Origin of the sequence: Corynebacterium alimapuense, assembly GCF_003716585.1 — a bacterium.
In the GTDB taxonomy this organism is placed as follows: domain Bacteria; phylum Actinomycetota; class Actinomycetes; order Mycobacteriales; family Mycobacteriaceae; genus Corynebacterium; species Corynebacterium alimapuense.
Genome location: NZ_PTJO01000001.1, coordinates 1 through 21,810, shown reverse-complemented (window position 1 = coordinate 21,810; position 21,810 = coordinate 1). Strand labels below are relative to the sequence as shown.

Here is a 21,810-nt window from a genome sequence, read left to right as displayed (position 1 = left end):
AAATCATGAGCAATAATCTCAATACTATTAACGCAGATTCTCAGGCGTTGGGTAAAAATTCCGCTTTCAGTGACATCTCGCAGAAGCGTAAATCCACCAACTCGGTAGCCAGCATTCTGGTCTACACGACCATGGGTTTGGCACTGATCCCCCTCGTGTGGGTCTTGTGGACAGTTCTCTCCAGTGGCCTCTCCGCGATCTTGACTGCTGATTGGTGGACCACCTCTCAGGAGGGAGTTCTCTACCAGGTGCCCGGTGGCGGTGCCCTACACGCAATCGCTGGCACCATCATTCAGACGTCCATCGCTTCGCTCCTCTCGATCCCGATTGGTATTTTCACCGCCATCTATCTGGTCGAGTACGCCAACGGCAGCCGACTGGGCCGCATTACTACCTTCATGGTGGACATTCTCACTGGTGTCCCTTCGATCGTCGCCGCGCTGTTTATTTTCACCACCTGGATTACCTTGTTCGGTTTTGACCGTTCAGGCATGGCCGTCTCGCTCTCGTTGGTTCTGCTCATGGTCCCCGTGGTCGTGCGCAATACCGAAGAAATGCTGCGGATCGTCCCGATGGACCTCCGTGAGGCTTCCTACGCACTTGGTGTCCCCAAGTGGAAGACCATTGCCAAGATCGTGCTGCCGACTGCACTTTCGGGCATCGTTACCGGCATCATGCTTTCCATCGCTCGCGTCATGGGCGAATCCGCTCCGGTGCTGATCCTCGTTGGTTCGACTCAGGCGATGAACCTGGATCCGATGAATGGTCCTCAGTCCTCGTTGCCGCTCATGATGCTCGATATGTTCAAAGCAGGCAGCACCCCGGCCGTGCTGGACAAGATGTGGGGCGCCGCTCTCACTCTGGTCCTGATCATCGCTCTGCTCAACATTGGCGCCCGTGTTATCTCCGCCAAGTTCTCGGTCAAGCAGTAGCTTTTCCACGTCCTGAAGTATTTCCCACACCCAGTTCCCAGGAGTTACTGATGTCCAAGCTCGAACTCAACGACGTCAACATCTACTACGGTGATTTCCACGCCGTACAGTCCGTCAATATGCAGATCCCGGCACAGGCAGTTACTGCCTTTATCGGCCCCTCAGGTTGTGGCAAGTCCACCGTGCTGCGTTCTATCAACCGGATGCACGAAGTTATCCCAGGTGCTTATGTCAAGGGTGAGATCCTCCTTGACGGTGAGGACATCTACGGTTCCAAGATCGATCCCGTAGCCGTCCGAAACACCATTGGCATGGTTTTCCAGAAGGCAAACCCCTTCCCGACTATGTCCATTGAGGACAATGTCGTAGCCGGCCTGAAGCTCTCCGGTGAGAAGAACAAAAAGAAGCTCAAAGAGGTTGCCGAGCGCTCCTTGCGCGGCGCCAACCTATGGGAAGAAGTTAAGGATCGCTTGGATAAGCCGGGCGGCGGACTCTCCGGCGGTCAGCAGCAGCGTCTGTGCATCGCTCGTGCTATTGCAGTCGAGCCTGAGGTCCTGCTCATGGATGAGCCTTGCTCCGCTCTGGACCCGATTTCCACCCTCGCAGTGGAAGATCTGATCCACGAGCTGAAGGAAGACTTCACCATCGTTATCGTCACGCACAACATGCAGCAGGCTGCGCGCGTGTCCGACAAGACGGCCTTCTACTCTTTGGAAGCCACCGGTAAGCCGGGTCGCTTGGTCGAGTTTGGCGAGACCAAGAAGATCTTCGAAAACCCGGATCAGAAAGAGACCGAAGACTACATCGCTGGTCGCTTCGGATAAATCTTCCAGGTAGTAACTACCTACAAATAGGCCCGCCGCACATCACGTGCGGCGGGCCTATTTGGGATTTTGGCTGTTAGAGCTCATGCGGGCGACGGCGAGAGAACTGGCGTTCTAGTTCAGCGAAGCGGCGTTCCATCTCAGCGTTGGCTTGGTTGCGCTCTTTTTGCGCCAGGTAATCATCTGGTTTGAATCCTGATGCAAGGTAGACCACTCGGGCGGCGACGTTGACGCAGTGGTCTGCGTATCGTTCGTAGAAACGTGCCAATAAGGTCACATCGACGGCCTCACGAGTGGAATGCTTCCATTCCCGTTGGGTCAGCATATTCAGTATGAACTCATGGAGATCATCTACTGCATCGTCTTCTTCGCTGAGCACCATGGCTACCTCAACATCAAGATCGACCAGAATGTCATGTGTTTTGGTCATCATGTCATCGACAAGACGCGACATCTCTTGGAAATAGCCGATGGTCGGCTCCGGAATAGCAGATGAGGGGTGTCGCCGGCGCGCAGCCTTGGCGATATGCATAGACAGGGCTGCCATCCGGTCAAAGTCTTCGACGATGTAGATAGAAGAGATGACCTGCCGTAGATCTCGAGCCACGGGGCCTTCGAGTGCCAAGAGCTGTACTGCGCGTTCCTCACAGCGGATCCTGACCTCTTCGAGTTCGTCAGCGGAGGAGAGAGCTTGCTCTGCATGCTCGAGGGAAGCCGTTAGTAGAGCCTCAGAGGCCTGAGACATGATGGAATGCACGGTATCGCACATGATGATCAGGTCGTGGGCAAAACTCTCAAGGTCTTCACTATAGGCAATACGCATGCTGCCATTATATGGGTAGCGAACATATTATGCTGCCTGCGGTGATAGTTGTTGAACTTTCCGACTAACCGCCGGAATTCATGATCTCAGCGCCTTCTGGGACGGCATCATCTTCCGGATCATCCAGCCATCCTTCAGGAAGCGCGACCTTAGCGGAGGAGCCTTGTCGGCCGCGGGCTTCGTCAGCATTTTCGGCTATCGCATCGGAGTCTGACCAAGGGGCGAGCAGCTCTCGTAGTTGCGCCAAGGAGGACATTCTAGAGAGATTGGCGCGTAAGTCTCCACCGACTGGGAAACCGCGCAGATACCAACCCATGTGTTTGCGTAGATCTCGAGATGCCTGCTGCTCACCGTCATGAGCTGCCAGCAGCTCTGCGTGGCGGATGATGATCCGAGTGACCTCGCCGAGTGTGGGCTCAGGCGGGACTGGGTCACCGCGTAGTTCGGCAGACAATTCTGCAAATAGCCATGGTCGTCCCAAGCAACCTCGCCCGACGACGACTCCGTCGCAGCCTGTTTCTGTCATCATTCGACGGGCGTCACTAGCCGCGAAAATGTCTCCATTGCCAAGTACTGGTACTCCGGAGCCATCCATATGTTCAACGAGCCGGGCAATCTCTGACCAATCGGCAGCGCCGGAATAGCGTTGGGCGGCTGTGCGTGCATGCAATGCGACAGCGACAGCGCCTTCCTCAGCTGCGATTCGCCCTGCGTCGAGATGAGTGTGGTGTTCGTCGTCGATTCCGACTCGGAACTTCACCGTCACCGGAATATCGGTGCCTTCGGTAGCTTTAACCGCCGCGGCGACGATGTTGGCAAATAGTCGGCGCTTGTAGGGGATCGCTGAGCCGCCACCACGACGGGTGACTTTGGGGACCGGGCAGCCAAAGTTCATATCGATGTGATCGGCGAGGTTATCATCGACGATCATTTTGGCAGCCTTGTAGGTATATTCCGGATCTGTTGTGTAGAGCTGCATGCTCCGAGGATTCTCATCCGGAGCGAAAGTCGTCATATGGAGAGTTTTCTCGTTGCGTTCGACCAGCGCGCGTGCGGTGATCATTTCGCAGACATAGAGACCAGACACGGTCCCAGTCCTTTCAATCTCCTGCTCACGGCACAGGGTGCGAAAAGCCACGTTGGTTACGCCGGCCATGGGGGCCAGAACCACGGGTGAATTCAGAGTCAGGGAACCGATAGATAGAGTCACATCTGCAATTGTCCTCTTAAAGGGCAGTAGTGCCCAAACTAACCCCGGGTGGGGAGCGAAATTTCCGGGGTAAATCACAGTACCGTGGACCTTGCGGCAGTGTGGGGGTGAATCCGCTAATGTGGTGGTCGTAACTAAAAGACGTCGGTCTCCGGTTTCTCACACTCATAGCCGGTGCCCGCACAGCTACACCGACATTGCATGCGGACCCTGAGATGGTCCGTTTTATCAGGAGGTAATACATGTCCGATCGGATCGCTAACGCCATGCTGCGCGGCAAGGTCATGAGCGCTGAGGAAGCTGCTCAATTCATCGACAACGGTGACAAGGTCGGCATGTCCGGCTTCACCGGCGCCGCTTATCCCAAAGCACTGCCGACCGCAATCGCCAACCGGGCCAAAGAAGCGCAGGCCAAGGGCGACAGCTACAAGATCGATGTATTCACCGGCGCCTCCACCGCGCCTGACTGCGATGGCGTCATGGCGGAAGCCGGTGCGATTAACTACCGCATGCCTTACCAGTCTGATCCGACGATGCGTAACGCCATCAACGCAGGTGAGATCAAGTACCAGGATATTCACCTGTCCCACTCCGGCCAGCAGGTCGAGTACGGGTTCTTCGGGCCGAACTTGGATGTCGCCATCGTTGAGGTCACCCGGATCACCGAAGACGGACACCTAATCCCATCCTCCGGCGTCGGCAACAACGTTGACTTCTTGGATTCCGCCAAGAAGATCATCATTGAGGTCAATGAGTGGCAGTCTCTTGAGCTGGAGGGAATGGCGGATATCTACCGCATCCAGCACCTGCCCAACCGCACCCCGGTCCCGATCATCAACAGTGGTGACCGGATTGGTAAGACCTTCATTGACATCGACCTGAGCAAGGTTGTTGCGATCGTAGAGACCAACACCCCGGACCGCAACGCTCCCTTTAAGCCGGTCGATGAGACTTCCCAGAAGATCGCTGGCCACTTCATCAGCTTCCTCGAGGGTGAGGTCGCTGGCGGCCGTTTGACCTATGACAACTACATCATGCAGTCCGGTGTGGGTAACGTCCCCAACGCCGTGATGGCAGGTCTGCTCGACTCCAAGTTTGAAAAGATCGAGGCCTACACCGAGGTTATCCAGGACGGCATGGTCGATCTGATCGACGCCGGCAAGATGACTGTTGCCTCTGCCACCTCTTTCTCGCTCTCTCCGGAGTATGCCGAGAAGATGAACCAGGAAGCCAAGCGTTACCGCGAGAGCATCATCCTGCGTCCGCAGCAGGTCTCCAACCACCCCGAGGTCATTCGCCGCGTTGGTCTGATTTCTTCCAACGGCATGATTGAGGCCGATATTTACGGCAACATTAACTCGACTCATGTTGCAGGCTCCCGGATCATGAACGGCATCGGCGGCTCCGGTGATTTCACCCGTAACGCCCGCGTGTCCACCTTCATCTCTCCTTCGGACGCCAAGGGCGGCGATATCTCCGCGATCGTGCCTTTCGCCTCCCATATTGACCACACTGAGCATGACGCCATGGTCATCATCACCGAGTACGGTGTCGCTGACTTGCGTGGATTGGCTCCTCGTGACCGCGTTGCTAAGACGATCGCTGTTGCGCACCCGGACTACCGTCCGCTGCTCGAGGAATACGTGGAGCGTGCGAACAAGGGCCGCTTCCTTCAGACCCCGCACGATCTGTCTACTGCCTTCTCCTTCCATGAGCGCTTCTTGGCTAACGGCTCGATGAAGCAGGCCTAGTTTTCGGCAGGGTTTTTACCCAGCTATTCGACGCCGCCCTGTTGCACCCTGTGTGCGACAGGGCGGCGTCGTTTCTGGTGCTGAGATGAGGGGCATTTCGGGGGTGAATGGCCTTTCAGCATAAACCCTAGGGGGTATATGCTGAAGGTAGCCACAACCCGAGGAGTCAACCATGGCAGACATCGTTGTACTGGGCGCAGGCGTCTCTGGCCACACGGCCGCACTGCACCTGACCAGAATGTTGCCCGAAGGCAGCACCGTCACTGTCGTATCGCCGAACGAACAGTGGAATTGGATTCCCAGCAATATCTGGGTCGGCGTGGGGAAGATGCCCAAGAAGAAGGTCGTTTTCCCTCTTGCTCCGGTTTATAAGCGTCACGGAGTGGAATTTCGACAGGCAAAAGCCACCACGATCAGACCTGAAGGAGACAGCGACGACCCTCGTCCGGCCGTTGATATCGAATACACTGACTCCTCCCGAGCTGGTCAAGTGGAGCGCCTGCGCTATGACTATTTGATCAATGCCACCGGACCGCAGCTCAAATTCGGTATGACCGAAGGTCTCGGCCCAGACGGTGGGCATACCGTCTCAGTGTGTACCGCTGAGCATGCGGTTGACGCGGCTGACTCTCTGAAAGATGTCATCGCTCAGCTGAAGAAGGGCGATCGAAAGACCCTAGTGGTCGGCGCCGGACACGGCACCTGCACCTGTGAGGGAGCAGCTTTCGAGTATGTGTTCAACGTCGATCATGAGTTGCGAGCCGCCGGAGTCCGCGATCGAGCACGAGTAATCTACTTGACCAACGAAGCGGAACTCGGCGACTTTGGCGTGGGTGGCCTGGTGTTTAACCAGAATGGCTTCGAAACCAACTCGCAGCTGTGGACAGAGTCCCTCTTTCGCGAGCGCGAAGTAGAAGCGATCGTCGGTGCTCACGTCCATCGAGTTGAACCAGGTGTCATCCACTTCGAGACGCTCGATGGCAATCACCACGAATTGCACATGGACTTCGCCATGTTGCTTCCGCCCTTCGGCGGAGTGGCTTTGAAGGCCTATGACCGCGCAGGCAAAGAGATCACTGATCAGCTCTTCGCCCCCAGTGGGTTTATGAAGGTTGACGCTGATTACTCTCCCAAGCCCTTCGAACAATGGACTTCTAAAGACTGGCCAGCAACCTATCAAAGCCCGGATTATGACAACATTTGGGCCGTTGGCATTGCTTTCGCCCCGCCGCACCAGATCTCCCGGCCCCAAAAGTCTCCCAACGGAACAGTCATCGCTCCGGCTCCGCCACGGACAGGTCAGCCTTCCGGTGAGATGGGTAAGGCGGCAGCAATCTCGATCGCTGATCGCATCAAGCACGGGTCGAGTGCGAAGAACCACGAGGCATCCATGACGACTTTGGGTGCAGCGTGTGTGGCTTCTGCTGGTACCGGTTTGACCACCGGATCGGCAGCCTCCATGGTGATGATGCCGATCGTGCCAGACCGAGAAAAGTATCCCACTGGGCGTGACTTGAGTTTTACCCGCGGTGAGATCGGACTGTCTGGGCACTGGACGAAGCTCCTGCTGCATTACATGTTCATCTACAAAGCCAAGGGCCTGCCCGGCTGGCAGTTCATCCCGGAATGATAGGAGGACGATCAATGTCAGATGCAACCTCTCATGAGAATGCTCAGTTGAGTGGAATTAACGTCAATCTGCCCATCGTTGACGTCAGTGGTGCACCTTTGCCCACGGCGTCGACGCTGCGCGGGCGACGGTGTGTTCTTATCCAACTGGGTAAGTTTATCGTGTCGAACCTTCGGCTAGCGCTGATGGTTTTCGGCGGCAAGAAGCACTAACTAGCAGCTAAAAAGCCCCTCGACGTGAGTCGAGGGGCTTTTTAGCTGTCAGTTACTGTCTAGGCATTACTGGTGCCGGATGGTAGTCCACGCTCACCCCGGTAGCTAGCTCGGAGCTACGGGAGGCGTGGGTGACCATGATGATCGATCGCTCCGCTCTAGCGCCTGGTAGTTGTTCAGAGACGAGCATGTTAAACAACCTGGAGGCATCGTCATCGGCGATGTGTTCCGTTGGTTCGTCCAAGAGCAAAACCGGAGCAGTGGAGCACAATGCACGGGCGAGGAGTAACCGCCGACGCTGCCCACTGGAGACCGAATCCGCTCCATCCGCCAGCATCCTATCTAGCGGGTCTGAGTCAGCTCCGGTTCGGAGCCAATCACCCAGTCCAACGGCCTCAATGGTCTCCCACATCAACTGATCATCTGCATCTGGGTTAGCAACGAGTAGATTCTGACGAATGCTGGTGGAAAAGAGCCACTCGTCTTCAGCATGGACACGGACGGTGGCTCGGAGTCGGGCAGGGTCCACCAAGTCAAGCTCGGAGCTGCCGAGTTCTACTTTTCCAGCAGTAGGCGGGACCAGTCCGCCGAGAGTCTGGAGCAGCGTAGTCTTTCCGCTGCCGGAAGTCCCCCGGATCACTACTCGTTGACCGGGTGCTACCTCGATACCCCAGGTAGGAGTGCCGAAACGGCAGCGCAGGTCGGTAGCCGTTAACCTACAATCTGTCAGCGCTAGCGGCTCGGGAGACTCCGCTGCGCTGTCCATAGTGCGGGTCGGTGAATTTCCGACCAATTCGGTGAGCCGCTTGGCAGAATAGGTCGCCTCTTGGGCATGAATGGCAGCCTGGGCGAGTTGCCCATGTGCCTCAAAAGCTGCCAACGGGAGCATCACCAACATACCCAGCCAAGTTGGTTCTCCTGGATAGACGACTACTACCAATAGAAGGGTGGCAAAGGCCGTCAAGCCTGTGGCCCAAGACTGGATTGCCTGAGCTAACGCCAGAGGTCGTTGTCCGGCCTCGGTCTCGGCACTGACCTGAGCAGAAGCCCGAGTAGCCACTGCCTGTTGGGTGCTACCGAGACCTGCAGCTTCAAACTCGGTGCGGTGGCCTAGAACCTCGTCGAGACGCAGCAGAAAGTCATCTGTCGCCTCGACCCTGCGGGTATGTCGGTGGGAGCGGGCAGCCAGCCAGGGGATCAATAGGCCAGTAAACGCGAAGCCGATGGCTAGAATTACTGCGGCCAGCGGATGAAGCAACCCAGCGATAAGCAACGAGATACTGGATAGTACTAGCGCCACGCCAGCAGGTACCAAAGAGCGGACGATCAAGTCCGTGACTCTTTCGGCGTCAGCCACCAGCCGGATAAGGCCGTCTCCACGGGAATATAAGTGAGCGCGACCATCCCCAACCGGGTCGGCTGCGATGGCATCAAAAAGTCGGACGCGCAGAGTCGTAAGCGCGTGGAGAGCAATTCGGTGACTCAGCAGACGGTCAAGATAGCGGAAGACCGCACGAGAAATACCTAGAGCTCGCACCGCGGTTACCGCTACTCCCAAAGCTAACACTGGCGGCATCTCCCAAGCGCGAGTGATCAGCCAGCCGGAGAGCACCGTGAGCGCCAATGCGGAAAATAGCGTCACCGAACCTGCTGCGATCGCGGCAGCCAGCTGTCGTCGCTGGACTCCTGCCAGGTGGAGCATCCTGGTCAAAAGGGTCCAGGAATTCATAATTCAACCACCTTGTCGGCAATAGTCAGGAGACGTTGATCATGTGTGGCTACTAGGACCGTATCGCCGCGTTGGCAACGCTGACGAAGTACTTGGCATAACCGTTCGACTAGTTCGGGGCTTAAATGGGCGCTCGGCTCGTCGAGTACTAGCAGCCTAGGTAGCTCGTTGCCAAGGGCTAGCGTGCGAGCTAGTGCTAACCGCTGTGCCTGGCCGGCGGATAGCCCACCGCCGCCGTAGGTCAGTGCCCGATCCATGGGTAGGTCCAGTTCGACCTCGGTGGCACAATCAGCTATCCGGTTGGTTGTGGCTCCGAGCAGAACAAGGTTGTCTGACACTGTGCCAGTAGTGATGATCGGTTCTGCAGGGAGATATGAAGTGTGTTCTAGGCTTGGGGCCCTAACTACCCCGGAGACTGAAGCGTTTGGCAACAGGCCCAGCAATGCGAGAAAGACTGTGGACTTTCCTGAGCCATTGGGGCCGTGGAGAATAGTCACCTGACCAGGGCTAGCAGTGAAGCTTAAGTCTTCGGGATGGTGGCCATCGCGTCCACGGACCTGCAGGTGTTCTACCTCGACGTCGATACTCTTAATGAGCTCCACATACCTTGCGGGAGCTTGCTCGCGATTGTCGTTTTCGATCAGATCGAGAATCTCCGTAGTGGCAGCCAGACCATCGGCAGCAGCATGGAACTTGGTACCAACTTGGCGAACCGGATTATAGACCTCCGGGATAACAATGAGAACAATTAATCCAGCCGCCAAAGAGAGATCTCCAGCTACCAGCCGTAGGCCAATGCTGACAGCGACCAAAGCCACGGAAAGGGTAGCTAGGAATTCGAGAGCAAAGGACGAGAGGAACGCAAGACGCAGCACACTCATAGTCGCCGCTTCTTGGGCCGCGCCGGTGCTGCGAATTTGTCGTGCTGGCTGCTTGGTAACTCCTAATGCTCGGAGGGTCAGTGAACCGGAGAGCAGATCTGCTAGTTGGCCGCCGAGGGACGCAGTAACGCTGAGGCGACGTTGGGTTCGAGCAGCGGTGAGTTTGCCGATGAGAATCATGAAAAGTGGGATGAGCGGAAGCGTGACTAGCGCAATGAATCCCGAGAGCGGGTCGAACCAGAAGATAACCGCCAGAGAAGCCGGAGTGGCTAAGACCACTGCGATCAGGGAGGGCAAGAACTCCGAAAGATAGGGTCGAAACTGCTCGAGTCCATCGGTCAGGACTGTGCGCCAATGCGCGGATTTCTCCTGCACTGTTCGTGGATCTTGTCGGCCCAACGCAGCCAATGCAGAGCTGCGAAGGGAGTCAATGACCTCTCCAACGCTGGCTGCTGCCCGGCGTTGGGCGAGATGAGAAATAACACCGTGGGCGAGCACCGCTAGCGCTAGCCACAACAATGGCCACATCACGCTCGCTAGATCGGCACCGTCGGCGACTACGCGAGCAGCCACCCAGCCGATGAGGACACCACGGACTAACAGTGAGGCCGTCACCAATGCTTGGGTGATACCGGCGCTGGCAATGAATCGTCCTACTGGAGGCACCAGCTCCAGTAGACGTCGATCTAGCGGGGAAGCCACGGGCTTCTACACAGCAGCCGGGGTGGGGTCCCCGGCGACAGGTGAGGTGTGGACCGCAACTCGGTTGCGGAAGACCCAGTAGGTCCAGCCTTGAAAGACCAAGACGCCGGGCAGTAGTAGCAATGCCGCCCAACTCATCACCGTCAACGTGTAATCCGAGCTGGAAGAGTTCCAGATATCGAGGGAGACGCCGTCGCTGAGGGTAGTCGGAACGAGGTAGGGGAACATAGAGCCGAAGATCTGGATGACCAGCGCAGCCACAGATAATGCGGTGGCAGCAAAGGCCCAACCGTCACGTTCGCGGAGGAGGGCGATAATGCCCAACGACAGGGTGATAACCATCGCGGCGAGCGCCCACCAGGTTTCCGGGCGACCATAGGCTAGCTGCGTCCACAAGGAGAAGGCGATGACAACGATGATGGTCGGAATCATCAGCCACCGTAGTCCAAATTCCTGCACACGTGCCCGCAGCGGATCTTCAGTCTTGAAGCCGAGGAACATCGCACCATGGAGCATAAACAACAGGACGAAGGTCAGTCCGCCGAGCAGTCCATAAGGATTGAGCAGACCGATGAGCCCTTCGATACCTGAGTTGATCTGTCTGTTGGCATCGACGGGTACTCCTCGAAGGAGATTGGCGAAAGCTACGCCCCACAGCAGCGAGGGCGCCCACGATCCGATGGCGGTGCCGGTGTCGCACCACTTGCGCCAACGTTCGGTATCAACCTTGGATCGCCACTCCAGGCCCACTCCGCGGAGGATGAGGGATAGGAGAATGAGCAGCAGGGGTAGGTAGAAACCGGAGAACATGGTGGCGTACCACTCCGGGAACGCAGCAAAGAGAGCGCCGCCAGCGGTAATCAGCCAGACTTCGTTGCCGTCCCACACCGGGCCGATGGTCTTGATAGCGGCCGAGCGTCGAGCTGATTTTTCTTCAGGAGTCTTGCCGCCGAGGAACGGCAGCAACATGCCGACTCCGAAGTCGAATCCTTCCAGGATGAAGTAGCCGAGAAAAAGTACTGCAATGATCACAAACCATAGAACTTGTAGATCCATCACTCATCACCTCTGCTGGTAGCGGGGGACGTGGGCTCGGCCTCTGAATGGCCGAAGGTCAGGGGCTGGACTCCATCGTCATCATCAGGGCCATAAGAATCAGCCGCGATATTCTCAGAGCTTCCGGGAGGCAGTGGGCCCTCGAGGACTTTTCGGCGCATGAGCCAGAACCAAATCACGGCCAGCACTCCATAGAGGAGTGTGAAGGAAATCAACGAGACCCATACGGTAGCCACGGAGTGGTTGGAGACACCGAAATCAACGATCATGTGGATTTCGTTTTCCCCGCCGGGGCTATTTTCTGGCCAGTAATCGGGGTTGGGGTGAACCACCCAAGGCTGGCGTCCCATTTCGGTGAACACCCAGCCAGCTGCGTTTGCCAGGAAGGGGAAGGGGATGGAAATAAGGGAGGCCCAGCCCAGCCACTTCATTGTGGGCACGCGACCTTTTCGGGTGTACCAGAAGCCCAATACTGCCAGCAGCATGGAGGCGGCCATCAGGCCAATCATCATGCGGAAGGACCAGTATGTGACAAACAGGTTCGGGGTGTAGTTGCCTGGTCCGAACATCTGCTCGTATTGGGCCTGAAGTTCGGTGACTCCCTGGAGCTCGACTCCGGTGAACTGATTTCCCGCCAGGAAAGACAAGACGAAGGGGACACCGAGAACCTGGACTGCGGTATCGCAGTTATTCATGGTGCTGATCGAGAGGATGGAGAACAACGGGTCCGTCTCGGTATGGCAGAGCGCCTCTGCAGAAGCCATCTTCATCGGCTGCTGTTCGAACATCAGTTGTGCTTGGGTGTGACCACTGATGGAAGCGCCGATGACACCAATGACGATGAACCATAGGGCCAATCGGAAAGCTGGACGCCAGAGTTCGGCCGCGTCGGCATGAGTCGGGTCGTTCTCCGCCCGGCGGGTGGTACGGATCATCTGCCAGCCAGCAATGCCTGCTACGAACGTGCCAGCGGTCAGTAGCGAGCCGAACACTGCATGGGGGAAAGCCGCTAGCGCGGTTGAGTTGGTTAACAGTTCTACGATGTCACTCAACTCTGCGCGGCCGGTGGCCTCGTTATAGACGGCGCCAACAGGGTGCTGCATAAAGGAGTTAGCCACGATGATGAAGTAGGCGGAGAGATTCACCGCGATAGCCACCATCCAGATGGAGGCTAGGTGGATCCAACGGGGAACTCGATCCCAGCCAAAAATCCATACGCCGAGGAAGATTGATTCGATGAAGAATGCGGCTAGTCCTTCCAAAGCAAGTGGAGCTCCGAAGACATCTCCAACAAATCTGGAATATTCAGACCAGTTCATTCCGAATTGGAATTCCTGGACAATGCCGGTGACCACGCCCATGGCGAAGTTGACAAGGAAAAGAGTGCCGAAAAACCGAGTTGCCCGGTACCAGCGTTCTTTGCCAGTGACTAGCCAGGCGGTCTGCATGACCGCCACCATTGGGGCTAAGCCGATGGTTAAAGGAACAAAAATGAAGTGGTAGACGGTGGTGATACCGAATTGCCACCGTGAGACATCAATGAGGTCAAGATTCACTGCTGTGCCTTTCCTGAAAACGTCGCGGTGTTCAAGGACAAGCAGGTGACCGCGGCGTCGGGGGGCTAATTATGCAAGCTATGTATGATTTGTCGGATCTCGTAGTTGATAGTTCCGACTCTGTGAGGCATCTCCCATATTTGGGCCGATTTTTCTTGGAGACACCCGAGGGTTTAGTATCAGTGTCGCGGGCCCCTAGCTCAGTTGGTAGAGCTACGGACTTTTAATCCGCAGGTCGTGGGTTCGAGCCCCACGGGGCCCACCAATGCCACGTTCACCGTTATTTCGGTGGACGTGGCATTTTTTATCGGCCGGCTAGGTAGATCATCGTTCGGTGAGTGCCTTCTCGATGGTCTCTTCGGGTAGATCGCGAGTACAGAAGAACCAATCGACGCATTCGACGTCGGTGTCTTCGCCGGACATGCGGTCTTTGGCTACGCCACAGGAACCAGCTGGCGGAACGATTGCTCGCTCGCCTGGTCGCCAGTCCGCAGGCAGGGCAACGTCGAACTCGTCGGCGGTCTGCAGTCCCTTGATGATCCGCAGCAGCTCATCGAAGTTCCGGCCCAGTGCCAGCGGGTAGTAGAGGATCGTCCGGACGAGTCCGGCCGGATCGATGACGAATACCGCGCGTACAGCAGAGGTTGTGGCCTCTCCGGGCATGATCATGCCGTACTTGCTGGCGACGTTCATTGACACGTCGTCGATAAGCGGGAAGGTGACCTCGACGTTTTTCATGTCGCGGTAGGTCATCTTCTCTTGGATGGTGCGCAGCCAGGCAATGTGGCTGTAGAGACCATCGACAGACAATCCGATCAGCTTGGTGTTGTAGCGGGCAAAATCCTCCTGCATGGTGGCGAAAGTCATGAACTCGCTGGTGCATACTGGGGTGAAATCGGCGGGGTGGCTGAATAGAATGACCCAGCTTCCGACGTAGTCGGCGGGAAAGTTGACGGTGCCCTGAGTGCTCTCAGCGGTGAAGGCGGGGGCAGTGTCTCCGATGCGGGGCATTGGGTAGGCAGGGGCAGTGGACTCTTCGGCGTTGAGCTCGCTCATGGGGTCTCCTCGGAAGGTTGGATGGATACCCGTCGGGGTATAACTCCATCTTCCTCTAACGGATATCGATGTCAACAGAGGGTGCAGCGGTAGGGGGTGGATCCGTATTAGGGTGGTGCTTGTGACCTTCCTTTATGATGGCGACTGTGGCTTTTGTCATCGCAGCGGGATCCTGCTGCAGCGCTTGGCGCCGGGACTAATTCTCCGCCCAGCCAACCTTCGGCATCATGCGGTCTTTCGCTCTGGAGGTGTGGATTATCTCGGCCACCATGCCATCGCGCAGGCATTGTTCGTTGACGGTCGGAATCTGCCGCTGCGAGGGGCGGGGCGGATCCTGGGGCTGAGGATTTTCGATCCTGCAGCAGCCTTTCTCTACCGCCAAGTAGCTAAGCGGCGTCGAGGCCTCTCTAAGCTCATTGGTGCTCCTGTCTGCGCTGTGCCGGAAGGGTGACATGGTGGCGCGATGAGCGAGCACGAGAGTAGTTATCGGTTGAAGGGTGGAATTCCGGATGTTCCACAGGAGAGCTTCTGGGATCGGATCTGGACTCCCTTTTGGATGATTCCTGCGGTGAGCGTGGTGGCCGCACTGCTGTTCGGAACGGCCCTGCCGGAGCTGGAGTCCAGACTTGGGGGTGACCCGCTGCTCTTTGCCTTCCGTGGGGGCACTTCTGCATCTCGTGAGGTTCTCGGGGTGATCGCCTCGGCCACTATTTCCGTAACTGGCCTAGTGTTTTCAAACACGCTGGTGGTTTTGCAGCTGGTCAATAGTTCATTTAGTCCACGAATGCTCAACGGCTTCCTGCAGAGTCGTATTGTTCAGGGCACGTTGGCGATTTTCTTGGCTACGTTCACATTTTCATTGACGGTTACCCGTTATGTATGGGATGACGGTGATGATGGTCAGGGTTTCGTGCCCCGACTATCCGTCACGGTGGCCTTTATGATGGCGTTGGGGTGTCTGGCCTTTTTCCTGGTATTCATCCGGCACATCATGTCATCGATGAAAGTTGCCAACGCTGTCACCGAGATTGGACAGGAGACTCTACGGCTAGGTCAGCGGATGTACGACACTAAATCGGATGTTCCGGCGCTTGCTACCGGGCCGACATGGTCGCCGTCGCCAGGTGATCGCCGTGAACATGTCCTCACTTCTGTCACTGGAGCGATCGTATGGTTTAACTACCGGCGACTTCTCGATTGGGCGCAAGAGCATGGCGTTGTCATAACGATCGACCGCTCGGTGGGAGATTTTTTGGTGGCAGGGCAGTCTGTCCTGCGGGTCTGGTGTGACGATGAAGCTGAGTTAGGCGATCTCGATATGCTTGCCGACGCCGTCGGCATTCGCATGGAGCGCACCATGACCCAGGACGTCGCCTTTGGGCTGCGTCAGCTAGTCGACATCGCCGATCGAGCGCTCTCTCCGGGGACCAATGACCCGACCACTGCGGTACAGGCCGTCCATGAGATTCATCGAGTGTTGCGCTACCTGGTGACCTGCTCTGAGCCAAGCCCATATATCGCTGATGGCGAGGGGGCTGTCCGCGTAGTGCATCGGCCGCAGAAAATCGCTCAACTGATTGCGGAACCGATTCGAGAAATCCATAACTACGCGGAAGGTTCTGCGCAGGTCCCGGAAGTGCTGCACAGTATGGTTGAGGACCTCAGGGAAGTCAGTATTGACGCCTACGTGCCCACTCTTGACAGATGTCGAGATCTGCTAGCACGAGAATCTGGTTCTACGGAATAGGCGAACTTAAGATTTTACTAGTTTCTGAATCGCCTTCATCGCCTCAGCAATTTTCGCATCCGCAGCCTCGCCACTTTCGGCTGCTGCCCCGGTGACGCAGTGGGAAATATGGTCTTGCAGCAGTGCTAATGCGACGTTCTCGAGAGCGGAAGTCACTGCCGATACTTGAGTGAGAATGTCGATGCAGTACTGGTCTTCGTCGACCATTCGGTGAATGCCTCGGGTCTGCCCTTCGATTCGCTTGAGGCGTGCGAGGTATTTCGCCTTGTTTTCTTCGTAACCATGGCTGGTGGGCGCATGGTCAGAACAGCTTGGTAAATCAGTCTGGCTGGGGTCTGGAAAGTTAGACATATTAGCTACCTTGTTCCTCGTATCGTGCGCTTCTATCAGCCTAGCGCCGTCGGCAATAAAGCCTCTCTGACAGGGCGGTTTTTGTTCTGACTGGAGTATGAAGTATATTTCTAGAGCAGTCGAAATTGGTCCGGAGCATTCCGGTGCAATTGATTGGCCCCCATCGTCTAGAGGCCTAGGACACCGCCCTTTCACGGCGGCGACACGGGTTCGAATCCCGTTGGGGGTACGAGGTTAATTCCTCAGGAAAGGCCCTGTGGCGCAGTTGGTTAGCGCGCCGCCCTGTCACGGCGGAGGTCGCGGGTTCAAGTCCCGTCAGGGTCGCTTTCTAGGAAAGAGCGTTAGTTCCGGTTTTGCCGGGCTAACGCTCTTTTTGTTTTTAAGATGCTGGGAATGGTGCCAAGTTAAATCTGGTTGTTGTAACCTCTGATTTTTCTCCATGGAAATGCCCTTTGTACTGCTGATTTGCGGGAACAATCAAGGCCTGTGTAAAGTCATTTCTCGTGCAACGGACAGGCCGCAAGGTGGTCCGGAAGTACGAGAAATAAATAAGGCCCTGTGGCGCAGTTGGTTAGCGCGCCGCCCTGTCACGGCGGAGGTCGCGGGTTCAAGTCCCGTCAGGGTCGCTGAAATTGCCTTAATTGGTAGTTTCTGGCCAGATAGCTCAGTCGGTAGAGCGTCCGCCTGAAAAGTGGAAGGTCGCCAGTTCGATCCTGGCTCTGGCCACACGAAAACCCCTTGTCCGAGAATTCTCGGGCAGGGGGTTTTGTGCATTTTCAGAAAGCGGAGATGCGTCTTTCTGGGGGGGGGACTTGTGGGGGGTTGCCTGCGCAGAGTGTTGAGTTCGGGAATACTCAAGGACTCAAGCACGATCCCCTCACATAAGGAGTCGCTGATGTCTGGAGAGAAGTACTCTATTGAGCACCATGAAGACAAGCAGCGCTATGAAATCAGCGTGGACGGCAGGGAAGCTGGTTACTGCGCATATGTCGTGAGCTCTGAGGGCGTCCTCGACTTCAATCACACTGTGGTCGACCAGGCTTTCCGAGGGCACGGACTATCGATCCCATTGATTAAAGCGGCCTTGGATGATGCCCGTGCCAGTGGCGCCCGCATTCGTCCCAGCTGCTCTGCCGTAGAGCAGTTCATAGACAAGAACCAGGACTACCGCACCCTGATCGCCTGAGTGGGCACAGAAGGGCGCTAGCGGGCCATCAGGGTCTGGCTAGGGCTAGAGGAAATAGTCTGGGTCGACCAGTTTGATGTGCTGCTCTTTAGTGCGAGGGCGATTGACTGCGGGGATGCCCGTGGCAATGTGCTCTGGCGGGACTTCTCGGGTAACCACTGCGTTGGCACCGATGGCAGAACCTGCGCCGATGGTGATAGGGCCTAGTACCTTGGCGCCGGCACCGATCGTGACGTTGTCTTCGATGGTGGGGTGACGTTTAGTCTGGGTAAGTACCTGACCACCTAGGGTGACGCCGTGATAGAGCATGACGCCATCACCAATTTCAGTGGTCTCGCCAATGACGATGCCCATTCCGTGATCAATAAAGAATCGACGGCCGATCGTTGCGCCCGGATGAATCTCGATGCCGGTAAAAAACCGGTTGACCTGGGCGAGTATGCGAGCTGGGCCACGCAGGCCTCGGACCCACAGCCAGTGAGAGACCCGGTGCGACCAGATCGCATGGAGGCCTGAATAGACGATCGCATTCTCGAAATCGCCACGAGCGGCTGGATCATGTTCGCGGGCGTTAGCGAGATCTTCTCGGATGCTCTTGACGAGGTTATACATGGCTCCCGATTCTAACAGTGGAGGCCTCTTAGCCAGGTGGGGCGACCGACTGGAGATGGCTGGAGATGACTAAAGCCCGCCCTCAACTTATGAGGGCGGGCTTTAGACCATGTGGATATTAGTCGCGGATGTCTTCGTAAAGAACGGTCGAGATGTAGCGCTCGCCGAAGTCGCAGACGATGGTGACGATGGTCTTGCCTTCGTTTTCCGGTCGAGCTGCGAGCTCAAGTGCGGCCCTAATGTTGGCTCCGGTGGAGATGCCGCCCAGGATGCCATCCTTGACTGCGAGTTCACGGGAGGTCGCGATGGCCTCTTCATTGGAAATCGTCAGGACGTCATCGATGACCTTGCGGTCGAGGATCTCCGGAATGAAGTTTGCGCCCAAGCCCTGGATCTTATGCGGGCCGGCCTTGCCGGTGGACAATAGCGGGGATGCCTCAGGCTCAACTGCGTAAATCTTGACGCCCTCTTTGCGATCCTTGAGGACCTGACCGACGCCGGAAACGGTGCCGCCGGTGCCTACGCCGGCAACGAAGATGTCGACAGCGCCCTCGGTGTCACGCCAGATTTCCTCGGCGGTGGTCTCGCGGTGGACCTGCAAGTTGGCAGCGTTGGCGAACTGTGAGGCCAAGATCGCATTGTCTCGCTCGGTGACGATCTCGTTGGCCTTATCGACGGCGCCCTGCATGCCTGCAGCGCCAGGAGTGAGGATGATTTCAGCACCATAGGCGCGCAGCACTACGCGACGCTCGACGGACATGGTCTCCGGCATGGTCAGGATGACCTTGTAGCCGCGAGCCGCGCCGACTAGAGCGAGGGCGATGCCGGTGTTGCCGGAAGTTGCTTCGACGATGGTTCCGCCGGGCTTAAGCGTTCCGTCAGCCTCTGCGGCGTCGATGATGGCTTTGCCGATGCGGTCCTTTACGGAGTTGGCCGGGTTAAAGGATTCGACCTTTACCAGCACATCAGCCTTGAGTCCCTCGGAGATGCCGTTGAGGCGCACCAGGGGAGTATTGCCGATGGTTTCGAGGATGTTGTCGTAGATGCCCATGTTGAATCTCCTTGCTGTGGGGTCACTTTTTGTCTGCCAAGAAGCCTACACCATTAGAATAGACAGGGTGGTATGTTCCAGATAGACCGAATGGTAGATAATCCGGTCGGGGGTGGGTCAATGTAGGGGGTATTGCCCCTAAGGTCTGTATCTGACCCTCAGTTTGGGTGTCTGTCATTTGGGAATGTCAGTTAGCAGTTACCCCCGTTGACGCGATAGGCTGACGAAGTAGACCAGAAAGTGACGCCGTCACTGTGCACCTTGGATGCACCTGGACGGGTGTCCCCGCAGGAGGGTTACGAAACATGGATTCGCAGCGAATGAAAGACGATGATGAAGCTGTCCGGGCGGCCTTGACATCTTTGAAAACCGCGACCGGCATACCCGTGACCATGTATGCCCTGCTACTGCCCGATAATCGGCTGCAAGTTACGCAGTGGGTCGGACTGAGAACTCCCGCATTACAAAACCTCATCATTGAAGCTGGCTCTGGAGTTGGCGGTCGGGTAGTCAGTACCCGACGTCCGGTGGGAGTTTCGGATTATGCCAGGGCCAATATCATCTCCCATGAGAATGATCGGCCGGTCCAAGACGAGGGATTGCATTCCATTGTTGCGGTGCCGGTTATTGTTTCCCGCGAAATTCGCGGAGTCCTCTATGCAGGAGTCCACTCGCCAGTTCGGCTTGGAGATAAGGTGATCGAGGAAGTCACGATGACGGCTCGAACCCTGGAACAGGACCTAGCGGTTAATTCGGCGCTGCGAAGAGTTGAAGGCGGCAAGGTCGGTACCGCAAAGTCCGGTCGGGTGATGAATGGTGCCGAATGGGAGCAAGTCCGTTCGACGCATTCGAAGCTGAGGATGCTGGCTAATCGCGTCGATGATGACATTTTGCGCAAAGAGCTCGAGCAGTTGTGTGACCAGATGGTCAGCCCGGTCAGGGTCAAGCAGTCGACGAAGCTCTCTGCCCGTGAATTAGACGTCTTGTCTTGTGTTGCTCTCGGGCACACCAATGTCGAGGCCGCCGAAGAGATGGGAATCGGGGCCGAGACGGTCAAGTCCTACCTGCGTTCTGTCATGCGCAAATTGGGAGCGCATACTCGCTACGAGGCGGTTAACGCTGCCCGTCGGATTGGTGCTCTTCCCTGAGTTAGTCATGCAGATCACCTCCCCGGGAATGGTCGACTACTCTCGGGAGGTGTGAATGACAGATTTCTCGTAACCGGAGGTGCCCGTTTGCAGGGCGCAGTCAAAGTTAGCGGCGCTAAAAACAGTGTCCTCAAACTGATGGCTGCGGCACTGCTTGCCGAGGGCACCACGACGCTTAGCAATTGCCCCGAAATTCTCGATGTCCCGCTGATGCAGCATGTCCTCGAAGGACTCGGCTGTTCAGTGGAGCTTGATGGGGAGATCGTGCGCATCACGACTCCAGCCGAGCTGAAACCTAACGCTGACTTTGACGCCGTCCGGCAGTTCCGTGCCTCAGTGTGCGTATTGGGGCCGTTAACCGCACGCTGCGGCCGGGCGGTCGTGGCATTGCCTGGCGGGGATGCCATTGGTTCCCGGCCGTTGGATATGCACCAATCAGGTCTTGAGAAGCTTGGTGCCACCACCAGTATTTCTCATGGTGCCGTCGTAGCTGAAGCTGATGAGCTTCGAGGGGCGCATATTTCACTCGATTTCCCCTCCGTCGGAGCCACCGAGAACATTCTTACCGCAGCCGTCATGGCCAAAGGCACGACAGTATTGGACAACGCTGCTCGTGAGCCGGAGATCGCTGATCTCTGCGAGATGCTTAATTCGATGGGTGCGAAAGTGGAAGGGGCGGGAACCTCCACTATCACCATCGAGGGAGTAGAGAAGCTTCATCCGACGGAACATCAGGTTATCGGCGACCGAATCGTTGCCGGCACGTGGGCTTATGCAGCTGCCATGACCGGAGGAGACGTCACCGTCGGTGGAATCGCTCCGCGCCACCTTCATTTGGCGCTGGAGAAGCTCAAGGTTGCCGGCGCTGATGTGGAAACCTATGCCAACGGCTTCCGTGTGCGGATCGATCGACGTCCGGATGCGGTGGATTATCAGACCCTCCCGTTCCCTGGCTTTCCTACTGATCTGCAGCCGATGGCTATCGGCATTGCTTCCGTTGCCAACGGGATGAGCGTGATTACTGAAAACGTATTCGAGTCTCGATTCCGGTTTGTCGATGAAATGCTGCGGTTGGGGGCCAATGCGAGCGTCGATGGACATCATGTCGTCTTGCATGGCATGAAGCAGTTGTCTTCGACGGAGGTCTGGAGCTCGGATATCCGTGCCGGCGCAGGCCTAGTCTTGGCCGGGCTAGTGGCAGATGGGGTAACCACCGTTCACGATGTCCATCACATCGATCGTGGGTATCCGAATTTTGTGGAGCATCTGCGGAGTTTGGGTGCGGAGATTCAGCGCGTTTAGTGATGCGCGTTTTCTTCGTAGAAAGTGCTTACTGCCTGCGGATTTGTGTTT

General features: G+C 56.8%; 20 protein-coding genes and 5 tRNA genes. 15 read left to right on the top strand and 10 right to left on the bottom strand.

The genetic code is table 11. The annotated features are described in order from the left end of the window. Positions 1 to 5: 5 nt before the first annotated feature. On the top strand, positions 6 to 932 hold the full coding sequence (gene pstA / locus C5L39_RS00125) for a phosphate ABC transporter permease PstA (RefSeq protein WP_123046870.1): 927 nt from the start codon (positions 6 to 8) through the stop codon (positions 930 to 932). Positions 933 to 982: 50 nt separating this feature from the next. Further along, a complete protein-coding gene (pstB, locus tag C5L39_RS00120; RefSeq protein ID WP_123046869.1) occupies positions 983 to 1,756 on the top strand; it encodes a phosphate ABC transporter ATP-binding protein PstB in 774 nt (257 codons plus the stop codon). Between the two features lie 76 nt (positions 1,757 to 1,832). Here pstB and phoU read toward each other — a convergent pair whose 3' ends face one another. Continuing rightward, positions 1,833 to 2,579, bottom strand: coding sequence for a phosphate signaling complex protein PhoU (gene phoU, locus C5L39_RS00115; protein ID WP_123046868.1), 747 nt, complete (start codon positions 2,577 to 2,579; stop codon positions 1,833 to 1,835). A gap of 64 nt (positions 2,580 to 2,643) precedes the next feature. Further along, entirely contained in the window at positions 2,644 to 3,789 is a 1,146-nt protein-coding gene (gene dusB, locus C5L39_RS00110; protein ID WP_123046867.1) for a tRNA dihydrouridine synthase DusB, read from the bottom strand. Positions 3,790 to 4,031: 242 nt separating this feature from the next. On the opposite strand from dusB, the gene scpC reads away from it, so the two are divergent. The 3 genes from scpC to C5L39_RS00095 all read left to right on the top strand — a co-directional run bounded on the left by scpC (position 4,032) and on the right by C5L39_RS00095 (position 7,382). Next, positions 4,032 to 5,540 (top strand): succinyl-CoA:acetate CoA-transferase ScpC, encoded by a 1,509-nt coding sequence (gene scpC / locus C5L39_RS00105; RefSeq protein WP_123046866.1) that lies wholly within the window; start codon positions 4,032 to 4,034, stop codon positions 5,538 to 5,540. A gap of 172 nt (positions 5,541 to 5,712) precedes the next feature. After that, the gene (locus C5L39_RS00100; protein WP_123046865.1) at positions 5,713 to 7,170 is read left to right on the top strand and encodes an NAD(P)/FAD-dependent oxidoreductase; all 1,458 of its coding nucleotides are present in this window, start codon (positions 5,713 to 5,715) and stop codon (positions 7,168 to 7,170) included. Between the two features lie 14 nt (positions 7,171 to 7,184). Then, entirely contained in the window at positions 7,185 to 7,382 is a 198-nt protein-coding gene (locus C5L39_RS00095; protein WP_123046864.1) for a hypothetical protein, read from the top strand. 52 nt (positions 7,383 to 7,434) lie between these two features. Here C5L39_RS00095 and cydC read toward each other — a convergent pair whose 3' ends face one another. The 4 genes from cydC to C5L39_RS00075 are packed head-to-tail and all read right to left on the bottom strand — an operon-like array spanning position 7,435 to position 13,306. After that, entirely contained in the window at positions 7,435 to 9,111 is a 1,677-nt protein-coding gene (gene cydC / locus C5L39_RS00090) for a thiol reductant ABC exporter subunit CydC (RefSeq protein WP_245974822.1), read from the bottom strand. Then, positions 9,108 to 10,694, bottom strand: coding sequence for an ABC transporter ATP-binding protein/permease (locus C5L39_RS00085; protein ID WP_123046863.1), 1,587 nt, complete (start codon positions 10,692 to 10,694; stop codon positions 9,108 to 9,110). Before C5L39_RS00085 ends, cydC begins: the two co-directional genes overlap by 4 nt. Before the next feature lie 6 nt (positions 10,695 to 10,700). Continuing rightward, positions 10,701 to 11,750 carry a cytochrome d ubiquinol oxidase subunit II gene (gene cydB / locus C5L39_RS00080; RefSeq protein WP_123046862.1) on the bottom strand — a complete coding sequence of 350 codons (1,050 nt, stop codon included), beginning with the start codon at positions 11,748 to 11,750 and terminating at the stop codon, positions 10,701 to 10,703. Continuing rightward, the gene (locus C5L39_RS00075) at positions 11,750 to 13,306 is read right to left on the bottom strand and encodes a cytochrome ubiquinol oxidase subunit I (RefSeq protein WP_123046861.1); all 1,557 of its coding nucleotides are present in this window, start codon (positions 13,304 to 13,306) and stop codon (positions 11,750 to 11,752) included. The genes cydB and C5L39_RS00075 overlap by 1 nt, the downstream gene beginning before the upstream one ends. Before the next feature lie 189 nt (positions 13,307 to 13,495). On the opposite strand from C5L39_RS00075, the gene C5L39_RS00070 reads away from it, so the two are divergent. Then, positions 13,496 to 13,571, top strand: a tRNA-Lys gene (locus C5L39_RS00070). A gap of 59 nt (positions 13,572 to 13,630) precedes the next feature. Here the strand turns inward: C5L39_RS00070 and C5L39_RS00065 are convergent. After that, the gene (locus C5L39_RS00065) at positions 13,631 to 14,317 is read right to left on the bottom strand and encodes a peroxiredoxin (protein WP_123047092.1); all 687 of its coding nucleotides are present in this window, start codon (positions 14,315 to 14,317) and stop codon (positions 13,631 to 13,633) included. Positions 14,318 to 14,483: 166 nt separating this feature from the next. Here C5L39_RS00065 and C5L39_RS00060 point away from each other — a divergent pair, with 166 nt between their 5' ends. After that, positions 14,484 to 14,813, top strand: coding sequence for a thiol-disulfide oxidoreductase DCC family protein (locus C5L39_RS00060; RefSeq protein ID WP_126268708.1), 330 nt, complete (start codon positions 14,484 to 14,486; stop codon positions 14,811 to 14,813). Positions 14,814 to 14,825: 12 nt separating this feature from the next. Beyond that, on the top strand, positions 14,826 to 16,109 hold the full coding sequence (locus C5L39_RS00055; protein WP_123046859.1) for a DUF2254 domain-containing protein: 1,284 nt from the start codon (positions 14,826 to 14,828) through the stop codon (positions 16,107 to 16,109). 6 nt (positions 16,110 to 16,115) lie between these two features. Here C5L39_RS00055 and C5L39_RS00050 read toward each other — a convergent pair whose 3' ends face one another. Continuing rightward, entirely contained in the window at positions 16,116 to 16,460 is a 345-nt protein-coding gene (locus tag C5L39_RS00050; protein ID WP_123046858.1) for a metal-sensitive transcriptional regulator, read from the bottom strand. Between the two features lie 156 nt (positions 16,461 to 16,616). Here C5L39_RS00050 and C5L39_RS00045 point away from each other — a divergent pair. The 5 genes from C5L39_RS00045 (at position 16,617) to C5L39_RS00025 (ending at position 17,646) form a co-directional block, all read left to right on the top strand. After that, positions 16,617 to 16,689, top strand: a tRNA-Glu gene (locus tag C5L39_RS00045). 21 nt (positions 16,690 to 16,710) lie between these two features. Next, a tRNA-Asp gene (locus C5L39_RS00040) sits at positions 16,711 to 16,784 on the top strand. Positions 16,785 to 17,012: 228 nt separating this feature from the next. Further along, positions 17,013 to 17,086, top strand: a tRNA-Asp gene (locus C5L39_RS00035). A 27-nt stretch (positions 17,087 to 17,113) separates the two neighbouring features. Further along, a tRNA-Phe gene (locus C5L39_RS00030) sits at positions 17,114 to 17,186 on the top strand. Positions 17,187 to 17,355: 169 nt separating this feature from the next. Next, entirely contained in the window at positions 17,356 to 17,646 is a 291-nt protein-coding gene (locus C5L39_RS00025; protein WP_123046857.1) for a GNAT family N-acetyltransferase, read from the top strand. 45 nt (positions 17,647 to 17,691) lie between these two features. On the opposite strand, the gene epsC is transcribed toward C5L39_RS00025, so the two are convergent. Next, positions 17,692 to 18,258 carry a serine O-acetyltransferase EpsC gene (gene epsC / locus C5L39_RS00020; protein ID WP_123046856.1) on the bottom strand — a complete coding sequence of 189 codons (567 nt, stop codon included), beginning with the start codon at positions 18,256 to 18,258 and terminating at the stop codon, positions 17,692 to 17,694. 118 nt (positions 18,259 to 18,376) lie between these two features. Continuing rightward, entirely contained in the window at positions 18,377 to 19,309 is a 933-nt protein-coding gene (gene cysK, locus C5L39_RS00015) for a cysteine synthase A (RefSeq protein WP_123046855.1), read from the bottom strand. A gap of 305 nt (positions 19,310 to 19,614) precedes the next feature. Between cysK and ramA the strand changes: the two genes are divergently transcribed. Both ramA and murA read left to right on the top strand, forming a co-directional pair. Beyond that, positions 19,615 to 20,457, top strand: a complete 843-nt coding sequence (gene ramA / locus C5L39_RS00010) for an acetate metabolism transcriptional regulator RamA (RefSeq protein ID WP_123046854.1) — start codon at positions 19,615 to 19,617, stop codon at positions 20,455 to 20,457. Between the two features lie 51 nt (positions 20,458 to 20,508). Next, positions 20,509 to 21,759, top strand: coding sequence for a UDP-N-acetylglucosamine 1-carboxyvinyltransferase (murA, locus tag C5L39_RS00005; protein WP_123046853.1), 1,251 nt, complete (start codon positions 20,509 to 20,511; stop codon positions 21,757 to 21,759). Positions 21,760 to 21,810 lie beyond the last annotated feature (51 nt).